Here is a 14,810-nt window from a genome sequence, read left to right as displayed (position 1 = left end):
CGGGCCGGCGCCGGGCGGGGCGGCGGGGCCTCGCCCTGGTGGCGGCCGCGGTCGTGCTGGCGGTGGGCGGCCCGGCGGTGGTGGCCGGGACCTCGGGCGGTCCGGAGGACGGGGCGGGGGTGCAGCGTTGGGTGGGGGCGGATACGGGGTCGGGCGCGGCCGCGGTGGTGACGGCGGCGGGGCACGAGTGGGGTACGGAGGTGGCGCTCCAGGTCGTGCGGTTGCCGGCCGAGGGGGTGTGCGCGCTGATCGCGGTGGGCCGGGACGGCAGCGAGGAGACGGTGAGCAGCTGGTCGGCCCGGGGCGCGGGGGGCGGCCCGGTGGAGGTGTCGGGCGGGGCGGCGCTGCGGCCGGAGGGCATCGACCGTTTCGAGGTGCGGACGGCGGAGGGACGGCGGCTGGTGACGGTGACGCGGTGAGTGCCTGTTTCAGGAACAGTGCCTACTTCAGGAACTTGGAGAGCCTGCGGTCGGCCAGCGGTTTGCCGCCGGTCTGGCAGGTGGGGCAGTACTGGAGCGAGGAGTCACTGAAGGAGACCTCCAGGATGGTGTCCCCGCAGACCGGGCAGGCCTCTCCGGTACGCCCGTGGACCCGCATCCCGCTCTTCTTCTCGGCCTTCAGCTTCCCGGCCTCGATCCCGCTGGAGCGGTCCACGGCGTCCTTCAGGGTGGTGCGGAGCGCGGTGTACAGGCGGGTGACGTCGTCCTCGTCGAGGTCGGCGGTCCGTTTGAACGGGGACATCCTCGCGACGTGCAGGATCTCGTCGCTGTACGCGTTGCCGACTCCCGCGATGAGCGACTGGTCGCGCAGCGCCCCCTTGATCTGGCGACGGGCCCCGGCGAGCAGCGCGGCGAACGCGGCGCGGTCGAAGGAGTCGGCGAGCGGGTCCGGGCCGAGGCGGGCGATGCCGGGGACTTCCATCGGGTCGTGGACCAGGTGGACGGAGAGGCTCTTCTTGGTGCCCATCTCGGTCAGGTCGAAGCCGTCGCCGTCCTTGGTCACCAGGCGCAGGGCGAGCGGCCCCTTGCCGGGGCGGGGCGGGGCCGCGGGGAACGTGTCCTTCCAGCGCAGCCAGCCGGCCCGGGCGAGGTGGGTGCACAGATGCAGCCCGCCCGCCTCGATGTCGAGGAACTTGCCGTGCCGGGCGACCGAGGTGACCCTCTCGCCCTCAAGCACGGTCAGCGGCGGGTCGTAGGTCTTCAGGACGCTGATCGCCAGCGGCAGGACGCGGGCGATCTCCTTGCCGACCAGGTGGTCGTCGAGGAAGACCCGCAGGGCTTCGACTTCGGGCAGTTCGGGCATGGCTCAAGACTGCCGCAGCCGGGGGGCGGCTGCCTGTCAGGACACCGGTGCTCCACCGCGGCCGGTGACGAGGTCGCTCAGCTCCTCGAACTCCTCCCCGACGGCCGCTGCGAGCCGGTCGAGGTCGGGCAGCGCCTTGCCGTCGGCCACCAGACCCACGTGCACCCGGCCACCGTGGGACGTCAGGGCCACCGCGAGGGACTGGCCCCGGGCCAGCGGCGCCATCGGGTAGAGGGCGGTGAGCGGGCAGCCGCCCAGCGAGAGCGCGGAGCGGGGCAGCGGCACGCTCGTGACCAGGACGTCGAACAGTACGCGGGCTGCGTTCGCGGCCAGTGGGGCGCCGAACCGGTGGGCCAGTGGCGGCAGTTGGTCGGCCAGTACGGCGACGGCTCCGGCGCCCTTGAGCGGACCGGCCGCCTTGTTGCGGTCCATCGCCGCGCGGACGGCCCGCAGCCGCTCGCGTGGGTCCGCGGCGGTGACCGGCAGGCCGAGGAGGTAGGCGGAGAGCCGGTTGCCGGAGGCCGCCGCGCCGCCGGTCCCGCGCCGGGAGACGGGCACCAGGGCGCGCGGGTCGACGGCGGGAAGCGGCTCGCCGCGCCCGGCCATCCAGCGGCGCAGCGCCCCGGCGACCACGCCGAGCAGGATGTCGTTGGCCGTGCCGCCCTCGGCGCGCCGGATTCGTTGGAGGGCCCCGGCGTCGAGGTCGGCGGTGGCGAGCCGGCGGGTACCGCTGGAGGGGGCGGTGAACGCGGTCGAACCGCGCAGGTCCAGGCGGCCCGCGCGGACGACGGAGGCCCCCACCCCGAGGGCCCGGCCGACCTCCCCGATCCGCCCGAGCGCCATGCCCGCCATCTCGCGGGGGTCGGGGAGCCAGGAGCGGGGCGGGACTGCGGGACGGCCTCGGTCGGCGGTGCGGGCGCTGGTGACCGCGGCGATCTCGTCGAAGATTCCGGCCCCGATGGCGACCGCCCGCATACCGTCGGCCAGGGCATGGTGCAGTTTGACCAGGACGGCGAAAGGGCCGTCGCCCTCGCCGCCGATGAGATACATCTGCCAGGGCGGCCGCCCTCGTTCCAGCGGCTGTTCCATCAGTTCACCGGCCAGCCGGGTGGCTTCGGCCATGAAGTCGCCCTCGGCCGGGACGACATGGTGCAGGTGCCGGTGCACGTCGAAGTCCTTGTCGACCGTCCAGGCCGCACCGCCGACCGGCAGCAGGACGTCCCGTACGCACATCCGGAGCCGGGGGATCGCGGCTGCGCGCTCACCGAGCAGGGGCATGATCCGCCCCGGACCTGCGCCGGGCGCCGGGGCGAAGACGGCGAGCGCGCCCAGGTGCATCGGATGGGCGTTTGATTCCAGGTGCCAGAAGGCCAGATCGAGCGGGGTGAGCAGCTCGGTACCCAACGGGGTCCTCATGTCGTCGTAGCGGTTCGGCCGGTCCCCCGCAGTCAATCCCCGCGCCTGGTCACGGTCAAGCACAGACATGTCACGTACTGTTACATCCAGGGGGGCGCTCAGCGTGCGGGGATGAGGAATTCACACCACACGCATTTCCCGCTGCCCCGGGACTCCACGCCCCAGACGTCGGCCAGCCGGTCCACCAGCATCAGGCCTCGTCCCGAGACCCCGGACTCCCCCGCGTCCCTGCGCCGGGGCAGTGCGCTGGAGCGGTCCTCGACGTCGACGCGCAGCCGCCGTTCGGTTCCGGCGAGCACCCGGATCGTCACGACTGCCCCGCCGTCGGTGTGCATGAGCGCGTTGGTGATCAGCTCGTCGGCGGCCAGTTCGATCTCGTCGGCCCGGTCCTTCGCCCCCCAGGCCCGGACCGCGGCCCGGATCATGTGCCGGGACGAGCTGAGCGCCTCGGGGTCGTTCTGGGCGACGTGCTGCTGGAGCCGGCCGCCCGGCTGCGGGGCGTGCGCGGCCCGGCGGCGCAGCAGCAGGAGCGCCACGTCGTCCTGGCCGCCGCGCCCGTCGACGGCGTCGCAGAGCTGGTCGGCGAGTTCCTGAAGGTCGTGGGGGCCGTTGGTGACGAGCGTGGTGAGCAGGTGCATGCCCTCGTCGAGGTCGGCGCCGGGCAGCTCGACCAGGCCGTCGGTGAACAGGATCATCGTCTGGCCCGGGTCCAGCTCGACGGTGGAGACGGGATATTCCAGACGGCCGAACTCCGCCGAGAGGCCGAGCGGCAGTCCGCCCTCGGACGGAACCCTGCGGCAGCTGCCGTCCACGTCCCGTACCACCGGGTCGACGTGCCCGGCACGGACCACCTGGACGACTCCGGTGGTCAGGTCGACCTCGGCGTAGGTGCAGGTGGCGAAGCGGTCGGTGTCCAGTTCGTGGAGGAAGACGGAGGCGCGGGCCATCACCGTGGCCGGACTGTGCCCCTCGGCGGCGTACGCGCGCAGGACGATCCTGAGCTGGCCCATGACGGCGGCGGCGTGGGTGTCGTGGCCCTGGACGTCCCCGATGACGGCGCCGACGCGGCCACCGGGCAGCGGGATCAGGTCGTACCAGTCGCCGCCGATGTCCCGGCCGAGGCGGGCGGAGCGGTAGCGGACGGCGACCTGCGCCCCGGGGACGGCCGGAATCCGGCGCGGGAGCATCGCCTGCTGAAGCCCCTCGGCGAGATCGTGCTCCTGCTCGTAGAGCATGGCCCGCTGGAGGCTCTGGGCGATCGAGGTGCCGAGCGCCATCAGCAGATTGCGTTCGTCGGCGGTGAATCCGGCCTTGTCGCGGTAGAGCAGGCCGAGTGCGCCGATCGGGCGGGCCTGGGCGATCAGCGGCATGTAGGCGGCCGAGGTGACGCCGAGGTGGCTGATGTGGGGCCAGAGGACCGGGTACGAGGCGGCGAAGTCGTCGGCCGACTCGATGAAGCGCGGGGCGAGCGTACGGACCACCTCGCTCATCGGGTACTGCTCGTCCACCCGGGTGTAGCGGGTGCCGGGGACGTACGCGCCTTCGGGGCCGTCGGCCACGAGGTGGATGCGGCCGGACTCCAGGAGGCCCATGACCAGACTGGTGGCTCCGAGGTGGGCGAGCCCCTGGGAGTTCTTGAGGACGGCGATGACGTCCTTGACGGTACGGGCGTGCGCCAGGGCGGCGGTGGTGCCCTCGACCAGGCTGGTGCGCTGGCGGCGTTCCTCGTCCAGCTCCAGCCGGGCCGTGGAGTCGGACAGTTCCTGGGTGGCGTCGCGGACGATCCCGATGATGCGGCGGGGGCGGCCGGTCTCGTCGCGGCGGACGAAACCCTGGGTGTGGGTCCAGCGCAGGGTTCCGTCGCGCCGCTGGATGCGGAAGTACGCGCCGTAGTTGGTGCGGCCGCTCTTGAGTGCCTGCGAGACCATCCCGTCCAGCCGCTGGGCCTCGTCCGTGGGCACTCGCTGCGAGAGCGTGCCCGGCCGGTTGTCGTACTCGTCCGACGTCAGGTCGAACACGTCGAGGGCGGGCTGGTCCATGTGCATGAGGCCCGTGTCGAGGTCCCAGTCGAAGCTGCCCATACGGTTCAGGGCGAGGCTGAGATCCGGGTGGGCGGGCCAGTCGTCGGGGAGTGACAGGGCACCCGCTACCCGATCATCCATGAGGGCCACTCTGCCATTGTTCGTCCGATTCTTCGAGTGATCCGGGTGCCGCCCCGAGGGGCGGTGCGCGGATCGGCCGTGAGGCCGTGCGGCCGTGCCGCACGCGATGGGTCAGCCGGCGAACAGCTCGGGAACTCCGTACTCCGCGGGCTCGTCGGGCTCGGCGGGGAAGACCTGGGTCGGCTCGGGCACCGGTTCCGGGGCGCCCTCCTCGTACCCCCACGGGTCCCCCGGCGGCATGCCGCTCTCCCAGGGCTCCTGCGGCGGTGTGTCGCCGAAGTCGTCCGGCGTCTCCGGGGCCGCGGGGTCCGAGGGGGCCGGGCCGGGCGGGGTGGCGTCCGGGGGCACCGGTTCGGAGGGCCCGGTCGGTGGCGGGAAGAGCAGATCGTCGCTGGGCTCGAACGGGGGCGGGTCGGCCGGGGAGCGGTCGCGCCCGCCGCTGTCGCCGGCGGTCCGCTCGATCCAGCTGCTGTCGTCGTCGTCCACGATGACCAGGCTGGTGAGCGGCTGGGCGCTGGGCTGGACGGCCACGATCCGGGCGGGGTCGTAGCCGGGCCAGCGCTCGCCCCGGTGGGCGACCTCCCCGCCCACGACGACGGGTTCCTTCAGCGGATTGCCGCAGGCGCAGCGGACGCGCGGCAGCCCGCGGCTGTCGGCCAGGACGGCGGTGCCCCCTTGGAGGACGGCCTCGAAGGCGGTCGCCGTGCCGGCGCTGTAGCCGTGGTTGGTGACCTGGGTGTCGACGCGCAGGGTGACCGGGGTGAGCGACTTCAGGTAGCCGGGGATCTGTACGGCCTCGATGTCCGCCGCCCCGGCGAAGGCGCGCGCCTTGCCCTTGTCGCCGGTCAGGAAGCGGATCTGCCGCTCGACGTCGCAGGCGGCGACGGACCGGGTGCCGCCGTAGAGCCCGGGGGCGGCGCCGGAGACCGGATGGACCGTTCGGGTGACGGGAGGCGCTTTGCCGTCCGGGGCGTCCGAGGGGGACGGGGACGGTGCCGCCCCGGCCGTCGACTCGGTGAAGGGGCCGGGGCCGGGGGCGGCGAGCGGCTGGAGGAGGACGTCCTTGGCCTCCGCGGTGCCCGTGGTGCCCTTCGCCGTCAGGTCGCCGCCGCTGCCGCATCCGGCGACGGCGCACAGCACCCCGACGGACAGCGCTGCGAGCGCGGTACGCCGGAATCGTCTGGGTGAGCGCACAGAGCTCTCCTGCCTGTCCCAGTGGATCGGATGGGTGTCACCATCTGTGCCGCACCGGGCACGGGCCCGCAAGCGGACGATCCGGCACCGCACCCACTCTTGAACACGTTCAAAACATGCTCTACGCTCGACCTCAACAGTTGAACACGTTCAAAGCGTGTGCTCGAAGTGAGGGGGGCAGCCATGTACGTGCTGGTCAACGCCATCGTGATGCTGGGCATGCTCGTGGTCGTCCCGGCCGGCCTGCGGCTGACCGGGCTGCCGGAGCTGGACCGCATCCGCAGACTCTGGCCGTTCTTCGCCGCCCATGGCGCGCTCGCCCTGTGGCTGCCGCGCGGCGCGACGGCCACCGCGCTCGCCGTCTGCTACGCGCTGGGCACCGTGCTGCTCGCCCTGCACGCCCCGCGCCTGGCGTGGCGCGGCCGGGACCTCGGTCCCGCCGGGATCGCGCTGCTCACCGCACTGGTCTCTCCGGCCGTCGCCGCGATCGCGCTGGTCGCGGAGCGCTCGGGGCACGAACTGTTCGGCTTCGACCTCGAAATCCTCGCGCTGACCGTGCCGCACTTCCACTTCGCCGGATTCGCCGCCGCCCTGATCGCCGGGCTTGTCTGCCGGACCTGTGAGGGCCCGGCGGGCCGCTTCGCCGCTCTGAGCGTGCCGCTCGGCACCCTGCTCGTCCTCGTGGGCTACTTCCTCGGCGACTGGGCGGAACTGGCCGGGGCCGTGGTCCTCACGGCCGGGATGTGGACGGTCGGCCTGCTCACCTGGCGCCTGGGACACGCCGGGGACCGGGACCGGACGACGCGCCTGCTGTTGCTGTCCTCGGCGGCCGTCCTGGTGGCGACGATGCTGCTGGCGCTGAGCTGGGCACTGGGCGAGGCGACCGGGCTGCCCCATCCCACCCTGACCTGGATGGCCGCCACCCATGGACTGGGCAACGCACTGGGCTTCGCGCTCTGCTCGCTGCTCGCCTGGCAGCGCATCCGCACCGAAAGCCCCGCCCGTACCGCAGGCCCCGGCAACACCGGGGACCTCATCCACACCGAAGGCAGGACCGCATGAGCACGCTCAGCTACCCGGAGGTCGGGGCAACCCGTCTCGGCCCGCTCCCCCGGGGCTACAACCACCTGCACCACCGCACCCGGGTCGGCCGGGGGGCAGCGGACTTCGCCGCCGCGGGCGCGGCGATAACGGAGTGGCGGATGCACCGCGCCTCGGGCGCCCGGGTGGAGGCCCCGGCCCGGCGCGCGGAGCCCGGCGGGAGCGTCCGGATCTCCCTGGGCCTGGGCCCGCTGCGCTTCACCGCCCCGTGCGAGGTGATCTGGACGGCGTACGGGGAGGACGGGCGCACCGGCTTCGCCTACGGCACCCTCGGCGGCCACCCGGAGCGCGGCGAGGAGTGCTTCGTCGTCGACCTCGCGGACGACGGCACCGTGTGGTTCACGGTCATGGCCTTCTCGCGCCCCGCCTCCTGGTACACACGGCTCGCCGGGCCGCTGATCCCGCCCGTCCAGCTCTGGTACGCCCGCAGGCTGGGCCGCACGCTCCGCCGTATCGTCGCCGCGGGCTGACGCCTGGCAGATACTGGCAGGGATGGAGTGGTTCACCGCGGACGGCTACTGGCTGAGCCGGCTGATCTTCCAGCGGGCTCTGGCCGTGGTCTATCTGGTCGCCTTCCTCTCCGCCGCGCTCCAGTTCCGGGCGCTGATCGGCGAGCGCGGCATGCTGCCCGTGCCCGAACTGCTGCGGCGCACCCCCTGGCGGGCGGCTCCGGGGCTGTTCCGGCTGCACTACTCGGACCGCTTCTTCGCCGCCGTCGCCTGGAGCGGCTGCGCCGTCTCGGTGGCCCTGCTCGCCGGGCTCGACGGCCTGCTGCCGCTGTGGGGCGGCATGCTGCTCTGGGCACTGCCGTGGGTGCTGTACCTGTCGATCGTCCAGGTGGGGCAGGTCTGGTACGGATTCGGCTGGGAGTCGCTCCTGCTGGAGACGGGGTTCCTGGCGATCTTCCTGGGCACCGGGGACACGGCCGCGCCGGTGCTGGTGCTGTGGCTGCTGCGGTGGCTGCTGTTCCGGGTGGAGTTCGGCGCCGGGCTGATCAAGATGCGCGGTGACGCCTGCTGGCGGCGGCTGACGTGTCTGGACTTCCACCACGAGACCCAGCCGATGCCGGGGCCGCTGAGCTGGTTCTTCCACCATCTGCCCAGGCCCGTGCACCGCGTCGAGGTCGCCGCCAACCACGTCACCCAGCTGCTGGTCCCCTTCCTGCTGTTCACCCCGCAGCCGGTGGCGAGCGTGGCGGCCGGTCTGATGGTCCTCACCCAGCTCTGGCTGGTCCTGTCGGGGAACTTCGCCTGGCTGAACTGGCTGACGATCGCCCTGGCGCTCTCGGTGATCGACTGGACGCCCCTGGCCGGTCCGCCGCCCGCCCAGGCCCCGCCACCCCTCTGGTACGAGGCGGTCGTCATCGCGGTGACCGTCCTGGTGCTGGTGCTCAGCTACCGCCCGGCGCGCAATCTGCTCTCGCGACGGCAGGCGATGAACCGGTCCTACGACCCGCTGCACCTGGTCAACACCTATGGAGCCTTCGGGTCCATCAGCCGGACACGGCTGGAAGTGGTGGTGGAGGGCACGGTCGACGAGGTGCCGCACGAGGGCGGCGACTGGCGGGAGTACGGCTTCCGCGGCAAGCCCGGCGATCCGCACCGGCTGCCGCGCCCCTTCGCTCCGTACCATCTGCGGCTCGACTGGATGATGTGGTTCGCGGCGCTCTCCCCCGCGTACGCGCGCTCCTGGTTCGGGCCGTTCGCCGAGCGGCTGCTGGAGGGCGACCGGGACACGCTCCGGCTGCTGGGGCACAACCCGTTCCCCGACGGACCGCCGCGCCATGTGCGCGCCCGGGTGTTCCACTACCGGTTCACGGATCTGCGGGAGCTGCGGGCCACCGGCTGCTGGTGGCACCGGACCTACGTACGGGAGTTCCTGCGGCCCGTGTCCCGGCCCCGCCCTCCGGAGCGGGGAGGCTGAGACCCGGGCCGCCGGGGTGCACTGCCGTCAGTCGATGCCGGGCAGGATGTGGGGCTCGGCGAGGTCGTCCTCGTATCCGGCCAGCCGGATCGGGGCGGACCTGGCCCAGACCTCGATGTTGCTCAGGGTCTCGGGGCGGCCGGGCCGTCCTCCGTGCCGTTCGGCGGGGCGCTTCTCTCGCTCGGTCAGTTCCGGTGTCGTCACCGCGCACTCCTCTGTGTCGCGTCACCCAGGGCGTCGCCGACGCTCCGGCACCGATGCCGGAGCGCGACCGCCCTGAGCGGGCAGGGGTTGGGATATGTCGGTCGCGGTGGCGCCGGTTCGGGGCGGGACGGCGGCCGGGTTACCCGGCCATGTCCCAGGACGGTCGGGGAACCTTCGTGGGCTCCTCGATGGCGTCCGTTCACCTCAGCCTAACCAAATGAGCGCCACCGCGCTCGATAGAACGTGTGCAGTAGGTCACTTTCAGCCACTCCGCACAGCAAAAACCCGGCCCAGGGGAAATCCTGGGCCGGGTATCCGGCCTGCGCGCGGAGGGATGCGCTCCGGTTGGGCTGTTCGGGTTACCAGTTCGCCGGGGCGTAGTCCTTGAGGAAGCAGCCGTAGAGCGCCTCGCCCGCCTCGCCTCGGACGATCGGGTCGTAGACCCGGGCGGCGCCGTCGACCAGGTCGAGGGGGGCGTGGAAGCCTTCCTCGGCGAGCCGCATCTTGTCCGGGTGGGGGCGTTCGTCCGTGATCCAGCCGGTGTCCACGGCCGTCATCAGGATGCCGTCCCTCTCGAACATCTCCTGGGCGCTGGTACGCGTCAGCATGTTGAGCGCGGCCTTGGCCATGTTGGTGTGCGGGTGGCCCGCACCCTTGTAGCCGCGGCTGAAGACACCCTCCATCGCGGAGACGTTGACGACGTACGCGTGCTTCGCGGCGGTCGCTGCCATCGCCGGGCGAAGCCTGCTGATCAGGATGAACGGGGCGGTGGAGTTGCAGAGCTGGACTTCGAGGAGCTCGATCGGCTCGACCTCCTCCACCGTCTGGATCCAGCTGTTGGTGTCGTGCAGGTCGGGCACGAGTCCGCCCGCGTCGATCGCGGTGCCCGCGGCGATCCGGGCCGGGGAGGCGGAGCCGGTGACCAGCGCGAGGTCGGTGACCTCCTGGGCGCTCAGAGCCTCCCTGCGGGCGGCGGGGAGCGCGGCCACCCGGTCGACCGTGCCGCTGTTGAAGGTGCCGATCACCTCGGCGGCGGGCAGCTCGCCGGCGGGCAGCGGGGCGGACTCGGCGTTGACCAGCTCGCTATAGGCGCCCGGGGAGCGGCGTACGGTCTGCGCCGCGTTGTTGATCAGGATGTCCAGCGGGCCCTCGGCGGCGACCGAGTCGGCGAGCGCCACGACCTGGGCGGGGTCGCGGAGGTCGATGCCGACGACCTTCAGCCGGTGGATCCACTCGTCGCTGTCCTCCATCGCCTTGAAACGGCGGATCGCGTCGTTGGGGAAGCGGGTGGTGATGGTGGTGTGCGCACCGTCGCGCAGCAGCCGCAGCGCGATGTACATGCCGATCTTGGCCCGGCCGCCGGTGAGCAGCGCCCGGCGCCCGGTGAGGTCGGTGCGGGCGTCGCGGCGGGCGCGGTTGTCCTTGGCGCACGGCTGGCAGAGCTGGTGGTAGAACGCGTCGACCTCGACGTAACGCGTCTTGCAGATGTAGCAGGACCGGGGCCGCTGGAGGATGCCCGCGATCTCGGCCTGGACGGAGGAGGAGGGCAGGACGCCCTGCGTCTCGTCGTCGATGCGCTCGGCCGAGCCGGTCGCGGTGGCCTCGGTGACGGCCCGGTCGTGGGCGGTCTTCGCGGCCCGGCGCTCCTGGCGGCGGCGCTGCTTCACCGTGCGGTAGATACCGGCGGTGGCCCGGCGGACGGCGATGGCATCCGGGTGGTCGACCTCGATCCGGTCGAGCTCGTCGAGCACGCTCAGGCAGACGGCCAGCCGCTCCGGGTCGATGCCGGGGCCGAACTCGTCGGTTCCGGGAGCGAGCTCCGGGCTGTCCTCTGTCACCGTCATTGCCGTTCCTCTGTCATCTCCGTAGCCGCGGGTCATTGATCACCACGGCCGAAACACCCCGGTCAAGTTTGCCATGCGTCGGTCACTGCTCCGTTCGGGCGAGGAGCGACGAGGGAGACGGATGAGACGGAAAAGGCGACGACCCATCGAAGAAGGCGGAAAAGGAGGGCATGACTCCGGGGAGAGCGGGCAGGCGACCGTCCGACACATCGGACAGCAGGGAGGGCGACACCATGACGGCCATGTCAGCGCGAGCCACCGGAACGACGGCGCCACTGAGCGACGACCGGACCGGAGCGCGGACAGCCGACGTCGCCGGAGAGCTGCCCTGGGTCGAGGACGCCGGAAAGATCGCCCCGCAGGACGCGCGGGCCCTGTCGAAGATCTTCTTCGACCGCCTCCAGGTACTGGAGGAGGGCACGCACGAGCACCAGTACGCGCGCAACACCCTGATCGAGATGAACCTCTCGCTGGTGCGCTTCGCCGCGTCCCGGTTCCGCAACCGGGGCGGCGACGACACCGAGGACATCATCCAGGTCGGCACGATCGGGCTGATCAAGGCGATCGACCGGTTCGACCTGGCCCGCGAGGTCGAGTTCGCCACCTTCGCCGTCCCGTACATCGTCGGCGAGATCAAGCGCTTCTTCCGGGACACCACCTGGTCCGTCCATGTGCCGCGGCGGCTCCAGGAGCTGCGGGTGGACCTCGCCAAGGCGAAGGAGCAGCTCTCCGCGGAGCTCGACCGCGACCCCACGGTCAAGGAGCTGGCCGAGCACCTCGACCTCCCCGAGGAGGAGATCATCGAGGGGCTCGTGGCCGCCAACGGCTACTCGGCGGGCTCGCTCGACACCCCGTCCGCGGACAGCGACTCCGGCCAGGAGCAGCAGGCCTACGCGGACGTCCTCGGCGAGACCGACCCGGCGATCGAGTCGGTCGAGAACCTGCACACCCTGGCGCCGCTGCTGGAACAGCTCGACGACCGGGAGCGCCGGATCGTGCAGATGCGGTTCGGTGCGGAGATGACGCAGTCGCAGATCGGCGCGGAGCTGGGTGTGTCCCAGATGCATGTGTCGCGGCTGCTCACCCGGATCGTCCAGCGGCTGCGCAAGGGGATGAGCATCGAGGCCTGAACAGGCCACGGGAGGGGCTGGACCGGTGAGTTCTCCCCGACCGTGGTGCGGCTGCCCGGACGTGCGTAGGATCACCCCGGATCCCCTGGAGTGGGATTCTTCGCCACGGGTAGACGCATGGCGGAAAAGGTCTGCGACCTCACTGCGGCGCCCTGGCTGGAGCACATGAACGAACAGGTCATCTCCCCACCGGAAGACCCGGGTCAGGGGCTGCGGTCCGCCGAGGTACTGCTCAGCGCCGAGGTCTTCGACGGCCAGCCGGGCTGTATCGCGCTGGCCCGGGCGCTCGCCGACCGCTTCCTGACGAGGCTCGCGGTGGAGTGCCTCGCCACGATCGGCGCGCACACGCGCAGCGACCTCATGCTGGCCGTGAGCGAACTCGTCACCAACGCCGACCGCTACAGCCACGGCCCCTACCTCCTGGAGCTGGAGGGCAACGCGCAGCTCATCAGCGTCACCGTCTACGACAGCAGCACCGCGATGCCCGTGCTGTACGCCCGCGACCCGGCCCGACTGGGCGGTCACGGCATGGAGATCGTCGTGGCGCTGTGCGACCGGCTCACGGCGGAGCGGGTGCCGGTCGGCAAGCGGATCCGGGCGGAGTTCCAGCTCAGCACCTGAGCCCGTCAGGCGTCGAGCACTGCGGTGGCCTCGACCTCGACCAGGTGCTCAGGGATGTCGAGCGCCGCGACACCCACCAGTGTGCCGGGCGGTACGGGCGTGGCCCCCAGCTCCGCGGCGGCCCGGGCCACGCCCTCCAGGAACAGGGGCATCTTGTCGGGTGTCCAGTCCACGACGTACACGGTCAGCTTCGCCACGTCGGCGAAGGACCCGCCCACCGCGGCGAGGGCCGTGGCGACGTTGAGGTAGCACCTCTCGACCTGCGCGGCGAGGTCGCCCGGACCGACGGTGGTCCCGTCGGCGTCGCAGGCGACCTGCCCGGCGACGAAGACCAGCCTCGATCCGGTCGCGACCGACACCTGCCGGTAGGCGCCGACCTCCGGCAGTCCACTCGGGTTCACCAGGGTGATGGCCATGCTGTCCGCCTCCTCGTCCGGAACCCGTGGGGCCCCGGCTGCCACCGGACCGGGCCGTTCCCGGTCACTTGTGGTTACTCAGGAACCGTAGGAGAGTGGCCGCTGACATGGAAGAACGCACTTTTCGGTGACAGGGGAACCTCATGGTGACCAAGCAGTTCAGCAACTCGCCGGAGGACGCGGATCTGCGGCGGGCGGACTCGCTGGCGCGGGAGATCTTCTCCGACGTCGCCAACAAGTGGGCCCTCCTGATCATCGAGGCGCTGGGCGAAGGCACGCTGCGCTTCGGCGAGCTGCGCGGCGAGGTCGAGGGCATCAGCCACAAGATGCTCACCCAGAACCTGCGGATGCTGGAGCGCAACGGCCTGGTCGAACGGTGCGTGCATCCGACCGTGCCGCCCCGGGTCGAGTACACGCTCACCGGTCCGGGGCAGGGGCTGCGCCGGACGGTCCATGTCATGTGCGACTGGACCCACGAGCACCTCGGCCACATCGAGGCCTCCCGCCGCGACTTCGACGCCTGAGGGGCGGGGGCGACGCTCACGGGGCCACCCTCACGGGGCCACCGCTTTCCCGCGGAGTTGTTTCTATGCGGCGCTGTTTCTTCGCGGAGCTGTTCCCCGCGGGAGTTGTCTCCCCGCCGAGCTGTGTCCCCGCGGAGCTGTTCTCCTGCTGAGCTACTGTCCCGCTGAGCCCGGCGCCTTGTCGAACACGCAGTCCCCGCACAGCCCGCCGCCCGGACAGCGCCAGTACAGACAGCAGCTGCGCCGCCGGAACGCCGGGCCGTGCGGAGATCCGGTGGCCCGCAGATCGGGGTCGTCGAAGAGTTCCGCCGCCAGCGCGCGGGCCCGCGCGGCGACGTCCGGCCGGTCCTGGACGCGGGCGAAGGAGACCAGTTCGCGCACGGCCCCGGCGAGCGCGGAGCCCGCGTTGCCCCACAGCAGCTGCGGGGAGATGTTCCCGTCGCGCCGGAACGCTTCCGCCAGCGGCACCAGATGCCCGTACTGGACCTCCTCGCGAACCCGGGCCGCCGTACCGGGCAGTTCCACCGCTTCCGCCAGCCACAGATCGTCCGGCGAGGTGGCGAGCGGGTCCCAATGGAGTGCGTCGGGTGTCAGTGCGGGAATCCGCCCGAACAGCGCGGCCGGGCCCAGCGCGAGGGACCAGAGCCGCGCGGCGAGACCGAGATGGGCGATGGAGGCGGCGACCCGCCGCTCGGGGGCCGCGAGGCGGGCGGCGACCCGGTCGACACGCGCGGCCAGGGGGCCGGCCTCTCCCCCGTACACCTGTGCCAACGGGCGGTGCGCGCCGTCCGGCACCGGGGTCGTCCGCAGGGCGAAGAATCCCCCGACCGATGCCAGGAGTGCCAGGTCCATGCCGTGTTCCTCCTCGGCCCTCGGCCGGTGGGGGCGGCCGTTCCCATGACGTCGTCCGTCGGAGACCGGCTGTGCCCGCCTCGCCGCTCACCGTATCCGCCGACGCGGAACTTCTGACGGC

15 protein-coding genes are annotated in these 14,810 nt (G+C 72.3%); 7 read left to right on the top strand and 8 right to left on the bottom strand.

The features are described 5' to 3' along the window. Nucleotides 1–419 (top strand): hypothetical protein (locus CIB93_RS15560; RefSeq protein WP_096627427.1); only part of this gene is annotated, 419 nt, incomplete at its 5' end. A 22-nt stretch (nucleotides 420–441) separates the two neighbouring features. On the opposite strand, the gene CIB93_RS15555 is transcribed toward CIB93_RS15560, so the two are convergent. The 4 genes from CIB93_RS15555 to CIB93_RS15540 form a co-directional block, all read right to left on the bottom strand. Next, nucleotides 442–1,302, bottom strand: a complete 861-nt coding sequence (locus CIB93_RS15555) for an Fpg/Nei family DNA glycosylase (RefSeq protein WP_096627415.1) — start codon at nucleotides 1,300–1,302, stop codon at nucleotides 442–444. Between the two features lie 36 nt (nucleotides 1,303–1,338). Beyond that, nucleotides 1,339–2,706, bottom strand: a complete 1,368-nt coding sequence (locus tag CIB93_RS15550) for a wax ester/triacylglycerol synthase family O-acyltransferase (protein WP_096627414.1) — start codon at nucleotides 2,704–2,706, stop codon at nucleotides 1,339–1,341. A gap of 110 nt (nucleotides 2,707–2,816) precedes the next feature. Continuing rightward, nucleotides 2,817–4,880 carry a SpoIIE family protein phosphatase gene (locus CIB93_RS15545; protein WP_096627426.1) on the bottom strand — a complete coding sequence of 688 codons (2,064 nt, stop codon included), beginning with the start codon at nucleotides 4,878–4,880 and terminating at the stop codon, nucleotides 2,817–2,819. Between the two features lie 111 nt (nucleotides 4,881–4,991). After that, nucleotides 4,992–6,074: a DUF6777 domain-containing protein gene (locus CIB93_RS15540; protein ID WP_096627413.1), complete on the bottom strand. Its 1,083-nt coding sequence runs from the start codon at nucleotides 6,072–6,074 to the stop codon at nucleotides 4,992–4,994. Nucleotides 6,075–6,257: 183 nt separating this feature from the next. On the opposite strand from CIB93_RS15540, the gene CIB93_RS15535 reads away from it, so the two are divergent. From CIB93_RS15535 to CIB93_RS15525, 3 genes are read left to right on the top strand one after another with little or no spacing between them, the layout of a single operon-like run. Beyond that, a complete protein-coding gene (locus CIB93_RS15535; protein WP_096627412.1) occupies nucleotides 6,258–7,136 on the top strand; it encodes a YndJ family protein in 879 nt (292 codons plus the stop codon). Beyond that, nucleotides 7,133–7,645: a DUF1990 family protein gene (locus CIB93_RS15530; protein WP_096627411.1), complete on the top strand. Its 513-nt coding sequence runs from the start codon at nucleotides 7,133–7,135 to the stop codon at nucleotides 7,643–7,645. Before CIB93_RS15535 ends, CIB93_RS15530 begins: the two co-directional genes overlap by 4 nt. Nucleotides 7,646–7,667: 22 nt before the next feature. Further along, a complete protein-coding gene (locus CIB93_RS15525; protein WP_096627410.1) occupies nucleotides 7,668–9,098 on the top strand; it encodes a lipase maturation factor family protein in 1,431 nt (476 codons plus the stop codon). A 27-nt stretch (nucleotides 9,099–9,125) separates the two neighbouring features. Here CIB93_RS15525 and CIB93_RS37940 read toward each other — a convergent pair whose 3' ends face one another. Both CIB93_RS37940 and CIB93_RS15520 read right to left on the bottom strand, forming a co-directional pair. Further along, nucleotides 9,126–9,302: a hypothetical protein gene (locus tag CIB93_RS37940; RefSeq protein ID WP_179500123.1), complete on the bottom strand. Its 177-nt coding sequence runs from the start codon at nucleotides 9,300–9,302 to the stop codon at nucleotides 9,126–9,128. Between the two features lie 359 nt (nucleotides 9,303–9,661). Beyond that, nucleotides 9,662–11,146, bottom strand: a complete 1,485-nt coding sequence (locus CIB93_RS15520) for an SDR family NAD(P)-dependent oxidoreductase (protein ID WP_096627409.1) — start codon at nucleotides 11,144–11,146, stop codon at nucleotides 9,662–9,664. A gap of 233 nt (nucleotides 11,147–11,379) precedes the next feature. Here CIB93_RS15520 and CIB93_RS15515 point away from each other — a divergent pair, with 233 nt between their 5' ends. Together CIB93_RS15515 and CIB93_RS15510 are read left to right on the top strand one after the other, a co-directional pair. Continuing rightward, nucleotides 11,380–12,276: an RNA polymerase sigma factor SigF gene (locus tag CIB93_RS15515; protein ID WP_096627408.1), complete on the top strand. Its 897-nt coding sequence runs from the start codon at nucleotides 11,380–11,382 to the stop codon at nucleotides 12,274–12,276. A 165-nt stretch (nucleotides 12,277–12,441) separates the two neighbouring features. After that, on the top strand, nucleotides 12,442–12,897 hold the full coding sequence (locus tag CIB93_RS15510; RefSeq protein WP_096627425.1) for an ATP-binding protein: 456 nt from the start codon (nucleotides 12,442–12,444) through the stop codon (nucleotides 12,895–12,897). 5 nt (nucleotides 12,898–12,902) lie between these two features. Here the strand turns inward: CIB93_RS15510 and CIB93_RS15505 are convergent, their stop codons facing one another. Then, complete coding sequence (locus tag CIB93_RS15505; RefSeq protein ID WP_096627407.1) at nucleotides 12,903–13,313, bottom strand: RidA family protein; 411 nt, start codon at nucleotides 13,311–13,313, stop codon at nucleotides 12,903–12,905. Nucleotides 13,314–13,456: 143 nt separating this feature from the next. On the opposite strand from CIB93_RS15505, the gene CIB93_RS15500 reads away from it, so the two are divergent. Continuing rightward, a complete protein-coding gene (locus CIB93_RS15500) occupies nucleotides 13,457–13,837 on the top strand; it encodes a helix-turn-helix domain-containing protein (protein WP_096627406.1) in 381 nt (126 codons plus the stop codon). Between the two features lie 153 nt (nucleotides 13,838–13,990). Here the strand turns inward: CIB93_RS15500 and CIB93_RS15495 are convergent, their stop codons facing one another. Beyond that, the gene (locus tag CIB93_RS15495; RefSeq protein WP_096627405.1) at nucleotides 13,991–14,689 is read right to left on the bottom strand and encodes a (2Fe-2S)-binding protein; all 699 of its coding nucleotides are present in this window, start codon (nucleotides 14,687–14,689) and stop codon (nucleotides 13,991–13,993) included. Nucleotides 14,690–14,810: the final 121 nt, after the last annotated feature.

This window comes from Streptomyces sp. WZ.A104, assembly GCF_002382885.1.
Classification (GTDB): Bacteria; Actinomycetota; Actinomycetes; order Streptomycetales; family Streptomycetaceae; genus Streptomyces.
This window is presented reverse-complemented; position numbering and strand designations above follow the sequence as displayed.

Coding starts and splice junctions, on each gene's coding strand:
- CIB93_RS15515 (WP_096627408.1), top strand. CDS start 11,380: ATGACGGCCATGTCAGCGCGAGCCACCGGAACGACGGCGCCACTGAGC.
- CIB93_RS15530 (WP_096627411.1), top strand. CDS start 7,133: ATGAGCACGCTCAGCTACCCGGAGGTCGGGGCAACCCGTCTCGGCCCG.
- CIB93_RS15545 (WP_096627426.1), bottom strand. CDS start 4,880: ATGGATGATCGGGTAGCGGGTGCCCTGTCACTCCCCGACGACTGGCCC.
- CIB93_RS15505 (WP_096627407.1), bottom strand. CDS start 13,313: ATGGCCATCACCCTGGTGAACCCGAGTGGACTGCCGGAGGTCGGCGCC.
- CIB93_RS15495 (WP_096627405.1), bottom strand. CDS start 14,689: ATGGACCTGGCACTCCTGGCATCGGTCGGGGGATTCTTCGCCCTGCGG.
- CIB93_RS15510 (WP_096627425.1), top strand. CDS start 12,442: ATGAACGAACAGGTCATCTCCCCACCGGAAGACCCGGGTCAGGGGCTG.
- CIB93_RS15555 (WP_096627415.1), bottom strand. CDS start 1,302: ATGCCCGAACTGCCCGAAGTCGAAGCCCTGCGGGTCTTCCTCGACGAC.
- CIB93_RS15500 (WP_096627406.1), top strand. CDS start 13,457: ATGGTGACCAAGCAGTTCAGCAACTCGCCGGAGGACGCGGATCTGCGG.
- CIB93_RS15535 (WP_096627412.1), top strand. CDS start 6,258: ATGTACGTGCTGGTCAACGCCATCGTGATGCTGGGCATGCTCGTGGTC.
- CIB93_RS15525 (WP_096627410.1), top strand. CDS start 7,668: ATGGAGTGGTTCACCGCGGACGGCTACTGGCTGAGCCGGCTGATCTTC.
- CIB93_RS15520 (WP_096627409.1), bottom strand. CDS start 11,146: ATGACGGTGACAGAGGACAGCCCGGAGCTCGCTCCCGGAACCGACGAG.